This is a genomic window from Micromonospora yangpuensis, from assembly GCF_900091615.1.
Lineage (GTDB): Bacteria > Actinomycetota > Actinomycetes > Mycobacteriales > Micromonosporaceae > Micromonospora > Micromonospora yangpuensis.
Genome location: NZ_FMIA01000002.1, coordinates 2,735,798 through 2,751,430, shown reverse-complemented (window position 1 = coordinate 2,751,430; position 15,633 = coordinate 2,735,798). Strand labels below are relative to the sequence as shown.

18 protein-coding genes are annotated in these 15,633 nt (G+C 72.2%); 3 read left to right on the top strand and 15 right to left on the bottom strand.

Annotated elements, in window-relative coordinates; translation table 11 throughout:
- Positions 1–64: 64 nt before the first annotated feature.
- From GA0070617_RS12580 to GA0070617_RS12560, 5 genes are all read right to left on the bottom strand, one after another.
- On the bottom strand, positions 65–682 hold the full coding sequence (locus GA0070617_RS12580) for an FMN reductase (RefSeq protein ID WP_091436695.1): 618 nt from the start codon (positions 680–682) through the stop codon (positions 65–67).
- A complete protein-coding gene (locus tag GA0070617_RS12575; RefSeq protein WP_229688294.1) occupies positions 679–1,848 on the bottom strand; it encodes an LLM class flavin-dependent oxidoreductase in 1,170 nt (389 codons plus the stop codon). Before GA0070617_RS12575 ends, GA0070617_RS12580 begins: the two co-directional genes overlap by 4 nt.
- Before the next feature lie 104 nt (positions 1,849–1,952).
- The gene (locus GA0070617_RS12570; RefSeq protein ID WP_091436690.1) at positions 1,953–2,228 is read right to left on the bottom strand and encodes a ubiquitin-like small modifier protein 1; all 276 of its coding nucleotides are present in this window, start codon (positions 2,226–2,228) and stop codon (positions 1,953–1,955) included.
- Positions 2,229–2,231: 3 nt separating this feature from the next.
- Positions 2,232–3,311, bottom strand: coding sequence for a WD40/YVTN/BNR-like repeat-containing protein (locus GA0070617_RS12565; protein WP_091436688.1), 1,080 nt, complete (start codon positions 3,309–3,311; stop codon positions 2,232–2,234).
- Between the two features lie 188 nt (positions 3,312–3,499).
- Entirely contained in the window at positions 3,500–4,093 is a 594-nt protein-coding gene (locus tag GA0070617_RS12560; protein ID WP_091436685.1) for a TetR/AcrR family transcriptional regulator, read from the bottom strand.
- Between the two features lie 54 nt (positions 4,094–4,147).
- Here GA0070617_RS12560 and GA0070617_RS12555 point away from each other — a divergent pair, with 54 nt between their 5' ends.
- Positions 4,148–5,191, top strand: coding sequence for a hypothetical protein (locus GA0070617_RS12555; RefSeq protein WP_139135640.1), 1,044 nt, complete (start codon positions 4,148–4,150; stop codon positions 5,189–5,191).
- A gap of 70 nt (positions 5,192–5,261) precedes the next feature.
- On the opposite strand, the gene GA0070617_RS12550 is transcribed toward GA0070617_RS12555, so the two are convergent.
- Together GA0070617_RS12550 and GA0070617_RS30535 are read right to left on the bottom strand one after the other, a co-directional pair.
- The gene (locus GA0070617_RS12550) at positions 5,262–5,891 is read right to left on the bottom strand and encodes a DNA-3-methyladenine glycosylase (RefSeq protein WP_217628792.1); all 630 of its coding nucleotides are present in this window, start codon (positions 5,889–5,891) and stop codon (positions 5,262–5,264) included.
- Positions 5,881–6,033 carry a hypothetical protein gene (locus GA0070617_RS30535; protein ID WP_175440507.1) on the bottom strand — a complete coding sequence of 51 codons (153 nt, stop codon included), beginning with the start codon at positions 6,031–6,033 and terminating at the stop codon, positions 5,881–5,883. The genes GA0070617_RS12550 and GA0070617_RS30535 overlap by 11 nt, the downstream gene beginning before the upstream one ends.
- 257 nt (positions 6,034–6,290) lie before the next feature.
- On the opposite strand from GA0070617_RS30535, the gene GA0070617_RS12540 reads away from it, so the two are divergent.
- The gene (locus GA0070617_RS12540; protein ID WP_091436681.1) at positions 6,291–6,647 is read left to right on the top strand and encodes an MmcQ/YjbR family DNA-binding protein; all 357 of its coding nucleotides are present in this window, start codon (positions 6,291–6,293) and stop codon (positions 6,645–6,647) included.
- Positions 6,648–6,770: 123 nt separating this feature from the next.
- Here GA0070617_RS12540 and argH read toward each other — a convergent pair whose 3' ends face one another.
- The 7 genes from argH to argC all read right to left on the bottom strand — a co-directional run bounded on the left by argH (position 6,771) and on the right by argC (position 14,335).
- Positions 6,771–8,234, bottom strand: a complete 1,464-nt coding sequence (gene argH, locus GA0070617_RS12535) for an argininosuccinate lyase (protein WP_091436680.1) — start codon at positions 8,232–8,234, stop codon at positions 6,771–6,773.
- 76 nt (positions 8,235–8,310) lie between these two features.
- Entirely contained in the window at positions 8,311–8,826 is a 516-nt protein-coding gene (locus GA0070617_RS12530) for an arginine repressor (protein ID WP_091436679.1), read from the bottom strand.
- A complete protein-coding gene (argF, locus tag GA0070617_RS12525) occupies positions 8,823–9,773 on the bottom strand; it encodes an ornithine carbamoyltransferase (protein ID WP_091436678.1) in 951 nt (316 codons plus the stop codon). The genes GA0070617_RS12530 and argF overlap by 4 nt, the downstream gene beginning before the upstream one ends.
- Positions 9,770–10,960: an acetylornithine transaminase gene (locus GA0070617_RS12520; protein WP_091436677.1), complete on the bottom strand. Its 1,191-nt coding sequence runs from the start codon at positions 10,958–10,960 to the stop codon at positions 9,770–9,772. Before GA0070617_RS12520 ends, argF begins: the two co-directional genes overlap by 4 nt.
- Positions 10,957–11,871, bottom strand: a complete 915-nt coding sequence (gene argB / locus GA0070617_RS12515) for an acetylglutamate kinase (RefSeq protein ID WP_091436676.1) — start codon at positions 11,869–11,871, stop codon at positions 10,957–10,959. The genes GA0070617_RS12520 and argB overlap by 4 nt, the downstream gene beginning before the upstream one ends.
- A 153-nt stretch (positions 11,872–12,024) precedes the next feature.
- The gene (gene argJ / locus GA0070617_RS12510) at positions 12,025–13,197 is read right to left on the bottom strand and encodes a bifunctional glutamate N-acetyltransferase/amino-acid acetyltransferase ArgJ (RefSeq protein WP_091436675.1); all 1,173 of its coding nucleotides are present in this window, start codon (positions 13,195–13,197) and stop codon (positions 12,025–12,027) included.
- 133 nt (positions 13,198–13,330) lie between these two features.
- Positions 13,331–14,335, bottom strand: a complete 1,005-nt coding sequence (gene argC / locus GA0070617_RS12505) for an N-acetyl-gamma-glutamyl-phosphate reductase (protein WP_091436674.1) — start codon at positions 14,333–14,335, stop codon at positions 13,331–13,333.
- A gap of 216 nt (positions 14,336–14,551) precedes the next feature.
- Between argC and GA0070617_RS12500 the strand changes: the two genes are divergently transcribed.
- On the top strand, positions 14,552–14,740 hold the full coding sequence (locus GA0070617_RS12500; RefSeq protein WP_091436673.1) for a hypothetical protein: 189 nt from the start codon (positions 14,552–14,554) through the stop codon (positions 14,738–14,740).
- 64 nt (positions 14,741–14,804) lie between these two features.
- On the opposite strand, the gene GA0070617_RS12495 is transcribed toward GA0070617_RS12500, so the two are convergent.
- Positions 14,805–15,488 (bottom strand): hypothetical protein, encoded by a 684-nt coding sequence (locus GA0070617_RS12495; protein ID WP_244891681.1) that lies wholly within the window; start codon positions 15,486–15,488, stop codon positions 14,805–14,807.
- Positions 15,489–15,633 lie beyond the last annotated feature (145 nt).

The following is a 15,633-nucleotide window of genomic DNA, read 5'->3' as shown; positions in this document are numbered from 1 at the left end:
CGGCGCAGGGCGGGTCAGTCGCCGCCGGCGCAGGGCGGGTCAGTCGCCGCCGGCGCAGGGCGGGTCAGTCGCCGCTGGCGAGGAGCTGGTCGAAGGACGTGGTCAGGGCGAACGGGTCGGCCGTCGCGGCGCCGCCGTACCGGCTGATCTGCTCGGTCAGCTCGGCGGCGGCCCGCTGGATCCGGGCCCGCAGCGGGCCGTCGGCGCTCTGCTCCGACCAGTCCTCGGGCGCGGCGAAGACGGCGGTGGGGACCACCACCGCGCGGGCGTAGCTGAACAGCGGACGTACCGCGTGCTCCAGGGCCAGCGAGTGCCGGGCGGTGCCGCCGGTGGCGGCGATCAGCACCGGCTTGCCGGCCAACGCGTCGCGGTCCAGCACCTCCAGGAACGACTTGAAGATCCCGCTGTACGACCCGTTGAAGACCGGGGTCACGGCGATCAACGCGTCGGCCCGGGTGACCGAGTCGAGGGCCGTGCCGAGGGCGGTCGACGGGAACCCGGTGAGCAGGTTGTTCACCACGTCGTGGGCGTGCTCGCGGACCTCGACCGGGGTGACGCGCAGCGGCAGCTCCCGCCGCCGCGCCTGCTCGGCGACGGCGGCGGTGAGCTGGTCGGCCAGCAACCGGGTGGTCGAGGGCTGACGCAGGCCGGCGGAGAGCACGACCAGGCTACGGTCGGTCATCGCCGCGCCTGCGCTCCCGCCGGCTCGGCCGGCGTGCCGTCGGTTCCGGCCGACGTGCCGCCGGTGCCGTCGGCCTCGGTCGCCGGGGAGGCGTCGGTCCCGGCGGCGCGCCGCGAGGCGTGGGTGGGTGCCTCGGGCACGTGCGCCGGACGCCGGGCGGCGAACTCCCGCCGCAGCACCGGGACGACCTCCTCGCCGAGCAGGTCGAGCTGCTCCAGCACCGTCTTCAGCGGCAGGCCGGCGTGGTCGAGCAGGAACAGCTGACGCTGGTAGTCGCCGACGTACTCGCGGAAGCCGAGGGTCCGGTCGATGACCTGCTGCGGGCTGCCCACGGTCAGCGGGGTCTCGCGGGTGAACTCCTCCAGCGACGGACCGTGCCCGTAGACCGGGGCGTTGTCGAAGTACGGGCGGAACTCGCGTACCGCGTCCTGGGAGTTGCGGCGCATGAACACCTGCCCGCCGAGGCCGACGATGGCCTGGTCGGCGCTGCCGTGGCCGTAGTGGGCGTAGCGCTGCCGGTACAGCTCGACCATCCGCCGGGTGTGCTCGGCGGGCCAGAAGATGTGGTTGGCGAAGAAGCCGTCGCCGTAGTACGCGGCCTGCTCGGCGATCTCCGGGCTGCGGATGGAGCCGTGCCAGACGAACGGGGGGACGCCGTCGAGCGGACGGGGGGTCGAGGTGAACGACTGCAGCGGGGTGCGGAACCGGCCGGACCAGTCGACCACGTCCTCGCGCCAGAGCCGGTGCAGCAGGGCGTAGTTCTCCACCGCGAGCGCGATGCCGTTGCGGATGTCCTGGCCGAACCAGGGGTAGACCGGGCCGGTGTTGCCGCGCCCGAGCATCAGGTCCACCCGGCCGTCGGCCAGGTGCTGGAGCATCGCGTAGTCCTCGGCGATCTTCACCGGGTCGTTGGTGGTGATCAGGGTGGTGGCGGTGGAGAGCAGCAACCGCTCGGTACGGGCCGCGATCCAACCGAGCATGGTGGTCGGCGAGGAGGGCACGAAGGGTCGGTTGTGGTGCTCACCGGTGGCGAAGACGTCCAGGCCGACCTCTTCGGCCTTCTGCGCGATGGTGACCATCGCCTTGATCCGCTCGTGCTCGGACGGCTCCCGCCCGTTGGTCGGGTCGACCGTGACGTCGCCGACGGTGAAGACTCCGAACTGCATGATCTGCTCCTCGCCTCGCTACCGGGCCGGTGATCCCGGACGCAGCGCACAACATACTTGACGAGTCAAATATTCCGTGAAGCAGCCGGCCCCGGCCCGCCGGGTCAGCCACCGGCCACCGAGGGCAGCACCTGGACCTCGGCGCCGTCGGCCACCGGTGCGGCCACTCCCCCGAGGTGCCGGCAGTCCTCCCCGTCGACGTAGACGTTGACGTACCGACGCAGCTCACCGCGCTCGTCGCGGATCCGGCGGACCAGTCGCGGCCAGGTGACGGCGAGGGCGTCGAGGACGGCGCCCACCGAGCCGGTGGCGACCACGGTGAGCCGGCTCGCGCCACCGGCCTCCCCACGCAGCGGCCCCGGCACCAGGACGGTGATCATGCCTCAGACCTCCGCCGCCCGCACGCAGAGCACGTCCGGCAGGTGCGCGGCGACCAGCGACCAGGAGTCACCGTCGTCGCCGCTGGCGTAGACCTCCCCGGAGCGGGTGCCGAAGTAGACGTCACCCGCACCACCGGCACCCATCGCGTCCCGCAGCACCGCCGGATAGAACGGCCCCTCCGGCAGCCCGACCGACAGGGGTTCCCACTTGTCACCGGCGTCGGTGGACCGGAACACCCGGCACCGGTGGTCGACCGGGAACCGCTGCGCGTCCGCGACCAGCGGGAAGGTGTAGACCGTGCCGGGGCGCGACGGGTGGGCCACGATCGGGAAGCCGAAGTCACTGGGCAGGCCCGCGGCGATCGACGTCCAGCTACGGCCGTCGTCGTCGGAGCGGTAGACCCCGTGGTGGTTCTGCGCGTAGAGCCGCTCCGGGTTGCCGGCGTCCCGGGCGACCTTGTGCACACACTGGCCGAACTCGGGCCACTCGTCGGGCAGGAAGTAGGCGCGGATCCCGGTGTTCGACGCCGACCAGCTCGCCCCACCGTCGGTCGAGCGGTAGACCCCGCCGGTGGACATGGCGACGATGATCCGGTCCGGGTCGCGGGGGTGGGGCAGCACGGTGTGCACCGCCTGACCGCCGAAGCCCTCCCCCCACTGTTCGCGGTGCGGATGATCCCAGAGGGAACGGAGCAGGGTGAAGCTACGACCGCCGTCCTCGGAGCGGAACAGCGCGGACGGCTCGGTGCCGGCCCAGACCACCCCGGGCGCGTCGGACCCGCCGGGGGTGAGCTGCCAGACCCGGCCGAGGCTGACCCCGGTGTCGGCGGGAAAACCCACCGGTGCCTGCTCCGGCTCCTGCCAGGAAGCACCCAGGTCGTCGCTGCTGGCCACGCTCGGGCCGAAGTGTGAGCTGCTCATGGCGGCCAGCAGCCGGGGATGACCGGGCCGGAGGTCGACCGCGACGGCGTAGACGCCGGTCATCGGGAAGTGCGGGCCGCTGACCTCCCACCCGGCGGGCCCGCCACCCCGGGTGGCGAGAAAGAGCCCCTTGGCGGTGCCGACCGCGAGCAGTGTGGGCATGACCGTCCTCCGTTCCGTCGACGAGTACGCAGCGTGATTATGACCACGCCCCCCGACAGAATTCCCAGGCCACGCCGCCGGGGTCAGCCGGGGCACGTGCCGACGACAGGGGCTCACCAGCCGGGCCGGCCCGCGGGCGAGGTCCCGGTCCGGCACGCCCGGGTGGCGCGGGCGGGTGCACGGACTGCTCAGGGTGCAAGGAACCGGCTGATGGTCTCCCGCAACACAACGCGTTCGCGGCTGGGGTCGAATGCTGGCCATTCCGCCGTCTGACTAAGAAATCCGTCGATGAGGGCCAGCATCCAGCTGATCGTCCGCTCCACCGAGAGATCGGTGCGGATGCCGCCCTGCTCGCGCCCGCGCTCGACCCACGGCGTCAGTCCTGTCCGCACCTGTCGCTGGTGCTCGGTCAGGGCCGTGGCGACGCGGGCGTGCGACGCGGCGACGACGACCGCGCGAATGAAGCTGTTCGCCCGTTGGTCCTGCGCGTTGTCCGCCTCGTGGTCGGCGTAGGCGAGCAGCACATCGACGGCGTCCTGCTGGCTCGCCTGCGAGTTGAAGAACTCCTTGGTCTCCTCCGCGCCGAGCTCGAGGATCGCCACCATGACATCGACCTTGGTGGGGAAGTAGTGGAAGAGGGTGCCGGATCCGATGCCCGCGAGGCGGCAGATCGCCGCGGTCGAGGTGCCATCGAACCCGTTGGCGGCAAAGCAGGTCAGCGCGGCGTCGATGATGTGTAGACGGCGCTGGAGGTGCTGCTCTGGGTCGACTGGACGGGGCATACAGGTAGCCTAAGTTAGTGGAGTAGCTGCTCTATTAACTGCTATGCTGGCACGATGGGCTTGCCGAAACTGTCATTTCGGCAGCGAGTGCTGCCCGTGCTGGCGATCCTATTCGGCGCACCCGTATCCGCCGAGTTCCTTCAGGCGTACCTGCCGGCGACCGGCGACGCACCGGAGATGCTGCTGTCCCTGCTCATCCTCGCACCCCTCTACGGTGGCGCAGCCCTGCTCATCCGGGAGGTGGCGGTCCGGTGGGGGCTCGGCTGGACCGGGGTTCTCCTGCTCGCTGCCGCGTTCGGTGTCGCCATGCCCGGGCTCGTGGACCTGTCACTGTTTGTCGAGCACAATGACGACATCGCCTACTGGGACGAGCTGCGCCAAGGCACGCTCGTCCACGGACTCGGCGTCGCCGCGTTTCCCGCCATGTCGTGGGTCGCCGGCCACGTCCTGATGAGCGTCGGCGCGCCCCTGGCGGTCTTCCACGTGCTTGCGCCCCGTCACCGGGGCCGTCCGTTGCTCGGCCCCGTCGGTATCGTCCTGATCGGGCTGCTGAGTGCCCTCGTGGCGTTACTGATCCGTAGCGACACCGATCGCCAGTACCACCCCGGTCTCGCGTCCACCCTCGTCGTGATCGCAATCGTGGTCACGCTCGGGGCAGTGGCCATGACCCGTGTCGGACGACCGGTCAAGACTGGCGACAGAGCACCGGCGCCGACCTGGGCCCTGGTACTCATCGGTGCGGTCGGCATGTTCAGTTTCGACGTCCTGCCGCCGATCTGGGTGGGTGTCGCAGTGCTGGCGCTGCTGCTCGTCACGGCGGCCGCACTCGTCCGGTGGTGGAGCAAGGCCACCGCCTGGTCGGGGCGGCAGATCGGGGCGCTGACCGCGGGTGCGCTGGTCAGCCGGACCCTCATCGGCTTCCTGGCACCCGTGCCCGAAGGGGTCAGTCTGGCGGCGAAGCTGAGCCAGAACGCGCTGATGCTCGCCGCGGTCCTCGGACTGGCCTGGCTACTCCTGCGCGGCAACAAACTGCCCACAGTAGACAGCGAACCAACGGAATCCGGCGACCGAGCCGAGGACGCAACCGCCATCGGCTGATAGCGACCCCACGCCCGGACATCGACGATGCCGGTCCAAGGGGAGTGCGCTGGCCGCCTCGCAGAAGCGGCTACAGCGGAAGGTGCGGAACAGGCTGCGTGTCGGCCGTCTTGCCTCGCCGGTACGCGGACACGGTCGGGTCACCAGGCAGCCAGTACCGCCAGGGCCAGTCGTGCGCCCGGCTGACGCCAACCCTCGGGCCGCTCGACACAGCAGCAGGGGTACGGCTGGGCGGGGACAGCACCAGCGGGCCACCGTCGAACAGGTGTGCGCCGCTGTGTTGGCGTGTCAGTGCCAGCGCCTGCCCGAGGTTGCCTGGCCCACGGGCGAGCGAGTGCCGCGCTACCTGCTCGCCCCGCCGACGCCGCGCCACATCAACCCCCGCGACCACCCGGCCAGCGCGTAGCAGGACAGCCGACGCTTCACCCTCGGGTCCGGTCACCACGTTGGCGCAGTGATGCAGCCCGTGGGACAGGTAGACGTAGAGCCGACCGGCGGGGCCGAACATAACCGAGTTGCGGGCGGTCGGCCCACGCCAGGCGTGGGAGGCGGGATCGCTCTCCCCCGCGTACGCCTCGACCTCGGTCAGTTCGATGGCGACCGATCCGTGGGGAGTGTGGTGGGTCAGCGTCCAACCGATCAGGTGGGGGGCGACCAGGGGAGCGGGTTGCGCGAGGATGGCGAGCAGGTCAGGCGACAACGGGCGAGCCTTCCGTCAGGGGCATCCGCCAGGTGATCTGAACATCTTCACCACGGGGCAGCCTGGCACCCTTGCCGCGCGGCATGAGCCGGATCGACTGGCACGCTGCCTCGATGATCGAGCGGACCTCGTCGACTTCCATCCGGTCGATCGAACGGTTGCCCGACACACGTCCTCGGGGGACGATCGGTTCCCATCAGGCAGGCACCCCGGTTTCCGCCCCGTTGCAGGTGAGGATGGCCGCGTTCCGCTCAGATAGTAGAACGTGCCGCAGGTTGGATGAACGCCACTGGTTGTACGCCGCCCTGTACCGGATCACCGACCGGCACGCCGACACCGACCCGCGCCGACGCCGGCGCTCCAACCCGTACCTGGCCCGATCAGGAGGACACTGCCCCCATGGACCGTACCGAGATGCTGGCGTACTGCCTGGCCAAGCCCGGTGCCTGGCTCGACCGGCCCTGGCAGGACTCGGAGGTGGTCAAGGTGGGCAGCCGGATCTTCGCCTTCCTCGGCTCCGGCGACGGCGGGGCGACGGTCGGGATCAAGTGCGGCCCGAGCCGGGAGGTGGCCGACGAGTGGCTGCACCGCTACCCGCACGACGCCCGGGTGATGCCGTACATCGGCCGGTCCGGGTGGAACACCCTCCGCCTCGGCGGGGCGATCGACGACGACGAGCTGGTCGAGGCGGTCGACGCCTCCTACGACACGGTGGTCGGCAAGCTCCCCCGCCGCGAACGGCCGACACCCGGCTGACCCGTCACCACCCCCGACCGGGCCGACCGGCACGAGCCCGAGCGCCCCGGATGGCCGCCCCGGCGGTGTCCGTACCGCCCTGGGCCGTGGCGCGCGAACGGTCCGTGCGCCACGGCCTGAGGATCAGCGGGGTACGACCGACTCGGCGGACCACTCCCGCCAGCCGACCAGCTTGTCCCCGGCGGTGGCGAGCTGGTCGGCGACCGGGCCGGGCCCGGTGGAGCCGGGGGTGGTCCGGGCGGCCAGCGCCGAGCGGACCGAGAGCACGTCGCGCACCGACGGGTCGAGGTGCTCGCTGACCGCCGCCAGGTCGTCGTCGGTGACCTCGTCGAGGGCGCAGTCCCGGGCCGCGCAGAGCGCCACCAGCTTGCCGGTGATCTCGTGCGCGTCGCGGAACGGCACGTTCCTGCGGACCAGCCAGTCGGCCACCTCGGTGGCCAGCGAGAAGCCCACCGGCGCGGCGGCGACCAGCCGGTCCACCCGGACCGTCATCGTGGAGATCATCCCGGCCAGCGCCGGCAGCAGCAGCTCCAGGGTGTCGACCGCGTCGAAGGCCGGCTCCTTGTCCTCCTGCATGTCCCGGTCGTAGGCCATCGGCAGCCCCTTGAGCATGGTGAGCACGCTCACCAGCCCGCCGACCAGCCGCCCGGACTTGCCCCGGGCCAGCTCGGCGATGTCCGCGTTCTTCTTCTGCGGCATGATCGACGAACCGGTGGCGAACGAGTCGTCCAGCTCCACCCAGCCGAACTCGTGCGAGGTCCAGAGCACCACCTCCTCGCCGAGGCGGGACAGGTGCACGCCGATCAGCGCGGTGACGAAGAGGAACTCGGCGACGAAGTCCCGGTCGGCGACCGCGTCCATCGAGTTGGCGAAGGATGTACGGAAGCCCAGCTCCTTGGAGACCGCCACCGGGTCCAGCGGCAGACCGGAACCGGCCAGGGCGCCCGCGCCGAGCGGGCTGACCGCCGTCCGGTGGTCCCAGTCCCGCAGCCGTTCCAGGTCCCGCAGCAGCGGTTGCACGTGCGCCAGCAGCCAGTGCCCGAAGGTGACCGGCTGGGCGTGCTGCAGGTGGGTCATGCCCGGCGCGGCCGTCTCCACGTGCCGCTCGGCCTGCTCCACCAGCGCCTCGGCCAGCTCCACCAGCCGGGCGGCCACGCCCCGGGCGTGGTCGCGCAGGTACAGCCGCAGGTCGGTGGCGACCTGGTCGTTGCGGGACCGGCCGGCGCGCAGCTTGCCGCCGAGGCTGCCGAGGCGCTCCAGCAGCCCGCGTTCCAGGGCGGTGTGCACGTCCTCGTCGTCCACGGTGGGGCGGAACGCGCCGGAGGCGCAGGCCGCCTCCAGGTCGTCCAGGGCGGCCAGCATCCGGCCCAGTTCCTCCGGGTCGAGCAGGCCGGCGCCGGCCAGGACCCGGGCGTGCGCCCGGGAGCCGGCGATGTCGTACGGGGCCAGGCGCCAGTCGAACTGGACACTTACCGACAGCCGCGCGAGGGCCTCGGCGGGGCCGCCGGCGAAGCGGCCACCCCACAGACTCGTCCGGTTGGTGGCGGCGCTGTTCTCGGTGAGGCTCTTGTCGTCCACGCCGCCCATTGTCGTTGCCATCCTCAGCAGCCCTCCCACCGGGCGTCGGGTGCGCCGGGCACCATCCACCCGGCGATGATCTCGGTCACGTCGCGGGGTGTCCTTCCGCACTGTCCTCCCGCCGGGCCCAGCCGGCGAGCTTGTCGCCGAGCGCGGCCCCGCCGACGCTCTCCCGGGCCACCACCAGGATGGTGTCGTCGCCGGCGATGGTGCCGACCACGTCCGGCAGACCGGCCCGGTCCAGCGCGCTGGCCAGGTAGTGTGCCGCGCCCGGCGGGGTACGCAGCACCGCGATGTTGCCGCTGGAGTCGACCTCGTTGAGCAGCTCCCGCAGCAGCCGGACCAGCCGGGCCGGTGCGGCCTCGGCGTCGCGCAGCGGCCGGTGGCCGTCCTCGGGGATGACGTACACCGGACGGCCGTCGCCGCCCCGGGCGGTGACCGCGCCCAGCTCCTTGAGGTCCCGGGAGAGGGTGGCCTGGGTGACCGCCACGCCGTCCCCGGCGAGCAGGTCGGCCAGTTCGGTCTGCGAGCGCACCGCCCGGTCGCGGATCAGCTCGACGATCCGGGCGTGCCGGGCCGCCCGGGTCACCGGGCTGGTCACGGCCGGGGCCCGTCGGCGGCCGAGATCGTCGGGTCCAGCAGGAACGTCAGCAGCGCCTTCTGCGCGTGCAACCGGTTCTCGGCCTGGTCGAACACGGCGCTCTGCGGGCCGTCGAACACCTCGTCGGTGATCTCCTCGCCCCGGTGCGCCGGCAGGCAGTGCAGCACGATCGCATCCGCCGCGGCGTGGCCGAGCAGCTCCTTGTTCACCTGGTACGGCAGGAACGGGGTGATCCGGTCCAGCCCGTCGCCCTCCTGGCCCATCGAGGTCCAGGTGTCGGTGGCGACCACGTCGGCGTCCTGGACCGCCTGCACCGGGTCGGTCAGGGCCCGCACCGACCCGCCGGTGCCGGCGGCGAGCTGCGCGGCCCGGGACAGCACCTGCGGATCGGGGCCGAAACCGGCCGGTCCGGCCACCCGTACGTGCATCCCGGCCAGTGCCCCGGCCAGCAGGTACGACTGCGCCATGTTGTTGGCCGCGTCACCGACGTACGCGAGGGTCCGGCCCTGCGTACCGCCGAGGTGTTCGCGGACGGTGAGCAGGTCGGCCAGGAGCTGACAGGGGTGGAAGCCGTCGGTGAGCGCGTTGACCACCGGTACGGTCGCGCCCGCCGCCACCTCCACGATCCGCTCGTCGCCGTGGGTGCGCAGCACGATCGCCGCGACGTAGCGCGACAGCACCGCACCGGCGTCGGCCAGCGCCTCGCCCCGACCGAAGTGGGTGACCTGGGTGTCCACCACCAGCGGATGGCCACCCAACTCGGCGATGCCGACGTCGAACGAGATCCGGGTACGCAGGCTCTGCTTGTCGAAGAGCACCGCCACCGACCGGGGGCCGGCCAGCGGGCGGTGGCCGAACCGGTCGGCCTTCATCCGGGCCGCCAGGTCGAGCACCGTGGCCTGCTCGGCGCTGGTCAGGTCGTCGTCACGCAGGAAGTGGCGGGTCATGCAATCGTCTCCGGAGATGCGGGGGCGGCGGCGTCGAGGGCGGCGGGCAGCGCGGCGAGCAGGTCGTCGACCTGCCCGGTGCCCAGGATCAGCGGCGGGGCCAACCGGACCACGTGCGGCTGCACCGGGTTGACCAGGAAACCGGCGGCACGCAGCAGCTCGGTAACCGCGCCCGAGGCCGGTGCGGTGAGCACCACACCGAGCAGCAGCCCGGCGCCGCGTACCTCGGCGACCAGCGGATGCCCCAGCGCCTCGATGCCACGCCGGAGCCGTTCGCCTACCCGTTTGACGTGGTCGAGCAGGCCCTCGCTGGCGATGGTGGAGACCACGGCGAGGGCGGCGGCGCAGCTGACCGGGTTGCCGCCGAAGGTGGTGCCGTGCGAACCGGGACCGAGCAGCTCGGCGGCCCGGCCGAAGGCCAGGCAGGCGCCGATGGGCAGCCCCCCGCCCAGCCCCTTGGCCAGGGTGACCACGTCGGGCTCGATCCCCTCGGCCTGGTGGGCGAACCAGTGCCCGGTCCGGCCGATGCCGGTCTGCACCTCGTCGAGCACCAGCAGGGCGCCGTGCCGGGCGGTGATCCGCCGGGCCTCGGCCAGGTAACCGGCCGGCGGTACGACCACCCCGTTCTCCCCCTGGATCGGCTCCAGGATCACCATCGCGGTGGCGTCGGTGACCGCCGCGGCCAACGCCCGCGCGTCGCCGTACGGCACGTGGGTGACCTCACCGGGCAGCGGGCGGAACGGGTCGGCCTTGGCCGGCTGGCCGGTCAACGCCAACGCGCCCATGGTCCGGCCGTGGAAACCACCGTGGGTGGCCACCACGTGGCCGCGTCCGGTCAGCCGGGACAGCTTGAACGCCGCCTCGTTGGCCTCCGCACCGGAGTTGGCGAAGAAGACCCGGCCGGGCCGGCCGGCCAACGCCAGCAACAGCTCGGCCAGGGCCACCGGAGGCTCGGCGACGTAGAGGTTGGAGACGTGCCCCAACGTGGCTACCTGCCTCGACACGGCGGCCACCACCGCCGGGTGGGCGTGCCCGAGGGCGTTGACGGCAATCCCGCCGACCAGGTCGACGTACTCCCGGCCGGTCTCGTCGACCACGACGGCGCCGGCACCGGAGACCAGCGCCAGCGGCGGGGTGCCGTAGTTGTCCATCATGCTCTGCCGCCACCGGTCCACCAGGGCGCTCATGAGTCGATCACCATCGTTCCGAACCCTTCCGAGGTGAACACCTCGAGCAGTGTGGAGTGCGCGACCCGCCCGTCGACGACGTGTGCGGCGGGCACTCCCCCGCGCACCGCCCGCAGGCAGGCCTCCATCTTGGGCACCATGCCCGACTCCAGCGACGGCAGCAGCTTCGCCAGGTCGTCGGCGGTGATCTCACTGACCAGACTGGTGGTGTCCGGCCAGTCGGCGTACAGGCCGGGCACGTCGGTCAGTACGACCAGCTTGCGGGCCCGCAACGCGACGGCGAGCGCGGCGGCGGCGGTGTCGGCGTTGAGGTTGTGCAGCACCCCGTCGGCGTCCGGGGCGACCGTGGAGATCACCGGGATCCGGCCGGCCGCGATCAGGTCGGTCACCGCCGAGACGTCCACCGACTCCACGTCACCCACCTGCCCGACGTCGACCGGCGACCCGTCGACGTACGCCGGCCGGCGCACGGCGGTGAACAGGCCGGCGTCCTCACCGGAGAGCCCGACCGCGTACGGGCCGTGCGCGTTGACCAGCCCGACCAGCTCCCGGCCGACCTGGCCGACCAGCACCATCCGGACCACGTCCATCGCCTCGGGGGTGGTGACCCGCAGGCCGCCCCGGAACTCGCTGGCGATGCCGAGCCGACCGAGCATCGCCGAGATCTGCGGGCCGCCGCCGTGCACCACCACCGGTTTGAGGCCGGCGTAACGCAGGAAGACCATGTCGGCGGCGAAGGCGCGTTGCAGCTCGGGGTCGACCATGGCGTTGCCGCCGTACTTGAGCACGACGGTGGCCCCGGAGAACTCGGCCAACCAGGGCAGCGCCTCGATCAGCGTGGCCGCCTTGGTCTGGGCACGGGTGAGATCAGCGGAAAGGGATGCGCTCGACTGGGCCGGCTTTTCGTTCACGACTGCGGGACTCCGCTTCGCTGCGTTCCTCGCGTTCACCGGACTGGCCTTCCGTTCACGACTGCGGGACTCCGCTTCGCTGCGTTCCTCGCGTTCACCGGACTGGCCTTCCGTTCACGACTGCGGGACTCCGCTTCGCTGCGTTCCTCGCGTTCACGTCGAGTAGGCCGAGTTCTCGTGGACGTACGCGTGGGAAAGGTCGTTGGTCCAGATGGTGGCGGTGTCGGTGCCGGCGTGCAGGTCGACGCGGACGGTGACGGCCCGGCCGGTCAGGTCCACCTTGGAGCGGTCCTCGGCGGCGGCGCCGGCGCGGCACACCCAGATGCCGTTGACCGCGACGTCGACCTCGTCGGCGTCGAAGACGGCCGTGGTGGTGCCGACGGCGGCGAGGATGCGGCCCCAGTTCGGGTCGTTGCCGAACAACGCGGTCTTGACCAGGTTGTTGCGGGCCACCGCCCGTCCCACCTGCACCGCGTCGTCCTCGCTGGCCGCGCCGACCACCTCGATGGCGACCTCCTTGGTCGCGCCCTCGGCGTCGGCGAGCAACTGCCCGGCCAGGTCCCGGCAGGCCGCGGTGACCACCTCGGTGAGTTCCGCAGCGGTGGGCTCGATGCCGCTGGAGCCGCTGGCCAGCAGCAGCACCGTGTCGTTCGTGGACATGCAGCCGTCGGAGTCGAGCCGGTCGAAGGTGACCCGGCAGGCCGCCCGCAACGCGGCGTCGAGGGTCTCCGGCCCGGCCACCGCGTCGGTGGTGAGCACGCAGAGCATGGTGGCCATGCCGGGGGCGAGCATGCCGGCACCCTTGGCCATGCCGCCGACCGTCCAGCCGCTGCCCCGGGTCACGGTCGTCTTCGGGCGGGAGTCGGTGGTCATGATCGCCTCGGCGGCGGCCGGCCCGCCGTCGCGGGCCAACGCCCGGGTGGCGGCGCGTACGCCGGGCAGCAACCGCTCCATCGGCAGCCGCTCGCCGATCAGGCCGGTCGAACAGACCGCCACGTCGGCGGCCCCGACGATCAGCCGGGCACTGGCGGAGGTGAGTACGGCGGCGGTGTGCTCGGCGGTGGCGTGGGTGTCCTGGAAGCCGGCCGGGCCGGTGCAGGCGTTGGCCCCGCCGGAGTTGAGCACCACGGCGCGGGCCACCCCGCCGTGCACCACCTGCTGGGTCCAGCGCACCGGGGCGGCCTTCACCCGGTTGGCGGTGAACACCCCGGCGACCCCCGCATCCGGGCCGTCGTTGACCACCAGTGCGATGTCCCGGGCACCACCGGACTTCAGCCCGGCGGCCACCCCGGCCGCCCGAAAGCCCCGAGGAGCGGTGACGCTCATGCTGTCTCCTCCATCCACGTTCCGCCGCTGCCGCTGCTGGTGCTGGTGCTGGTGCCGCTGCCGGTTCCGGTGCCGCGCCCTGCCGCCGGCGCACGTCCGGTCCGGGTGCCGGCGGCAACCGGCGCGAGGCCGGTCACGGTGCCACCCCGAAGACGGACAGGCCGGCCTGCTCCGGCAGGTCGTACATCAGGTTGGCGCACTGCACGGCCTGCCCGGCCGCGCCCTTGCCGAGGTTGTCGATGGCGCTGACCACGATCACCCGGCCCGAGTCGACATCGACGGTGGCCTGCAGGTGGGCGGAGTTAGAGCCGAGGGTGGCGGCGGTATGCGGCCAGGCCCCCTCGGGCAGCACGTGCACGAAGGGCGCGTCCGCGTACGCCTGGGTGAGCACCGCACGCGGGTCGGTGCCGGCGGCGGTCGGCACGGCGGTGACCGTGGCGAGGATGCCGCGCGGCATCGGCGCGAGAACCGGGGTGAGGGACAGCCCGGTCGCGCCGGTGGCCTGCTTGATCTCCGGTACGTGCTGGTGCGCCCCGACCTTGTACGGCGACAGGTCCCCCATCACCTCGCTGCCGAGCAGGTGCCCCTTGGCGGCCCGACCCGCGCCGGAGGTCCCGGAGGCGGCGACCACCACCACGTCGGCGGGCTGCACCGCATTGGCGGCCACCAGCGGGGCGAGTGCGAGCGTGATGGCCGCCGCGTAGCAGCCGGTGTTCGCCACCCGCCGCGCCCCGGCGATCGCCGCCCGCTGTCCCGGCAGCTCGGGCAGGCCGTAGGTCCAGGCACCGGCGTGCGTACCACCGTAGTAACGCTGCCAGGCCGCGCCGTCGCGCAGCCGGTGGTCGGCGCCGAGGTCGACCACCCGGACCGACTCCGGCAGCTCGGCCGCCAACGCCGCCGACTCACCGTGCGGCAGCGCCAGGAAGACCAGATCCGCGTCGGCCAGGGTCGTCGGGTCGGTCCCGGCGAAGACCAGGTCCAGCCCCGCGAGCTGCGGGTGTACGGCGCTGACCGGCTGGCCGGCCTGGCGGTGCGCGGTCGCCGCCACCAGGTCGAACTCGGGGTGCCCGGCGATCAGGCGCAGCAGCTCACCCCCGGCGTACCCACTGGCTCCCGCCACCGCGACTCGAATGCCCATACCCACCTCCGCATGACTATGCAGAGGAGATTAGCAGGCCGCGTTACACAGCCGCAATGTCACGCAACCCCCTGTATGAGCATGCAGCCGGGTGGACTGGATTGGATTGGATTGGATTGGATTGGGCGACTTCGTCCAGCCCTGCGGCGTCACCCGGCATCCGAGAGCCCCGGCCACGGTCCTGCGGCTCGCTGCCTCCCTCGGGGTGGCCTGACGATGACCGCCCCCTTCCACAGCCTGGCCCAGATCCTCGACCGGCTCACCCTCACCGCCCGCTGGGTCCTTCGTGAGCATGAACCCGGCACCGACGGTCGCTGCCCACGCTGCCACACCCCCGACTGCGCGGTGGCGAGTGCCGCCCGCGACGTGCTCGCCGCCGTCAAGCGCAACCGTTGGCGGTGTTAGAAAGGGCCCCTTCTATACAGAAAGCGTTAACAAGGGGCCCTTCCTTGTACGACGGGGGCCGGCGTCAGTTGGCCCCGGGTGCCAGGCCGTGCCGCTGCTGGTACGTGCGCAGCGCGAGGTCCCAGGCCTGGGTGTACTCCGACGGCCCCAGACCGAGGTCGTTGTGTCCGCGTACCGCCTCACGGAGCAGGTCCACCAGTTCCGGCACGGTCCCTCGCCGCTCCGCCACGTACCTGCCGAACACCTCGGCGAACTGCTCGTTCGTCAACTGGGCGGCGTACGCCATCACCGGCACGTCCTCAAGACTCTCCAACGCCGCGCGCCAGAGCCGCGTCAGCTCGACGGCGTGCGCGGCCCTGAGCTTCTGCAACTCGTGTTGGCACTCAAGCCCGAGCCGTTCCGTCCAGTAGGGCTGCAACAGCTCCCGCACCCGCTCGTCGGGGCTGACCCAGGCCCGCACCGTCAGTCTGGGAAGCTTGTCCGACGGGAACCACCGCCGGGCCGCGAGCCGTTCGTTCAACGCCTTTTCCAGGTCATGGGCACGATGGGGCTCGAACTGCCGGGCCAGGTCGATAGCCTGCTCCCAGAGCACGCCACCGGCCCAGGGCAGGTGGTACTGGGCGCGTGCCTGCAACTCCGGATAGGTCATGTGTTCCGCTGTCCAGACGTACATCACCCTCAGCCGGAAGTCGAAGGCGTCGCCCTTGGCCGGCACCAGAATCGGCTCCGGCGCGTGCAGCCTGTACACCGTGGAGGTCGGTGTCACCGGCGCCGGTGGTACCGGTGGGCGTGGCGGCTCGACGATCAGGCCCAACACCTCCAACAACCGTCGCCACCAGCTGTGACGCCGGTGCGGGGCGGGGATGGGCCCCCGTGGACCGGTAGGCGGGACG

Coding starts and splice junctions, on each gene's coding strand:
- argC (WP_091436674.1), bottom strand. CDS start 14,335: ATGGGCATTCGAGTCGCGGTGGCGGGAGCCAGTGGGTACGCCGGGGGT.
- GA0070617_RS12555 (WP_139135640.1), top strand. CDS start 4,148: ATGGGCTTGCCGAAACTGTCATTTCGGCAGCGAGTGCTGCCCGTGCTG.
- GA0070617_RS12575 (WP_229688294.1), bottom strand. CDS start 1,848: ATGCAGTTCGGAGTCTTCACCGTCGGCGACGTCACGGTCGACCCGACC.
- argF (WP_091436678.1), bottom strand. CDS start 9,773: ATGACCCGCCACTTCCTGCGTGACGACGACCTGACCAGCGCCGAGCAG.
- GA0070617_RS30535 (WP_175440507.1), bottom strand. CDS start 6,033: ATGGAAGTCGACGAGGTCCGCTCGATCATCGAGGCAGCGTGCCAGTCG.
- GA0070617_RS12570 (WP_091436690.1), bottom strand. CDS start 2,228: ATGATCACCGTCCTGGTGCCGGGGCCGCTGCGTGGGGAGGCCGGTGGC.
- GA0070617_RS12580 (WP_091436695.1), bottom strand. CDS start 682: ATGACCGACCGTAGCCTGGTCGTGCTCTCCGCCGGCCTGCGTCAGCCC.
- GA0070617_RS12565 (WP_091436688.1), bottom strand. CDS start 3,311: ATGCCCACACTGCTCGCGGTCGGCACCGCCAAGGGGCTCTTTCTCGCC.
- GA0070617_RS12540 (WP_091436681.1), top strand. CDS start 6,291: ATGGACCGTACCGAGATGCTGGCGTACTGCCTGGCCAAGCCCGGTGCC.
- GA0070617_RS12520 (WP_091436677.1), bottom strand. CDS start 10,960: ATGAGCGCCCTGGTGGACCGGTGGCGGCAGAGCATGATGGACAACTAC.
- GA0070617_RS12500 (WP_091436673.1), top strand. CDS start 14,552: ATGACCGCCCCCTTCCACAGCCTGGCCCAGATCCTCGACCGGCTCACC.
- GA0070617_RS12560 (WP_091436685.1), bottom strand. CDS start 4,093: ATGCCCCGTCCAGTCGACCCAGAGCAGCACCTCCAGCGCCGTCTACAC.
- argH (WP_091436680.1), bottom strand. CDS start 8,234: ATGGGCGGCGTGGACGACAAGAGCCTCACCGAGAACAGCGCCGCCACC.
- argJ (WP_091436675.1), bottom strand. CDS start 13,197: ATGAGCGTCACCGCTCCTCGGGGCTTTCGGGCGGCCGGGGTGGCCGCC.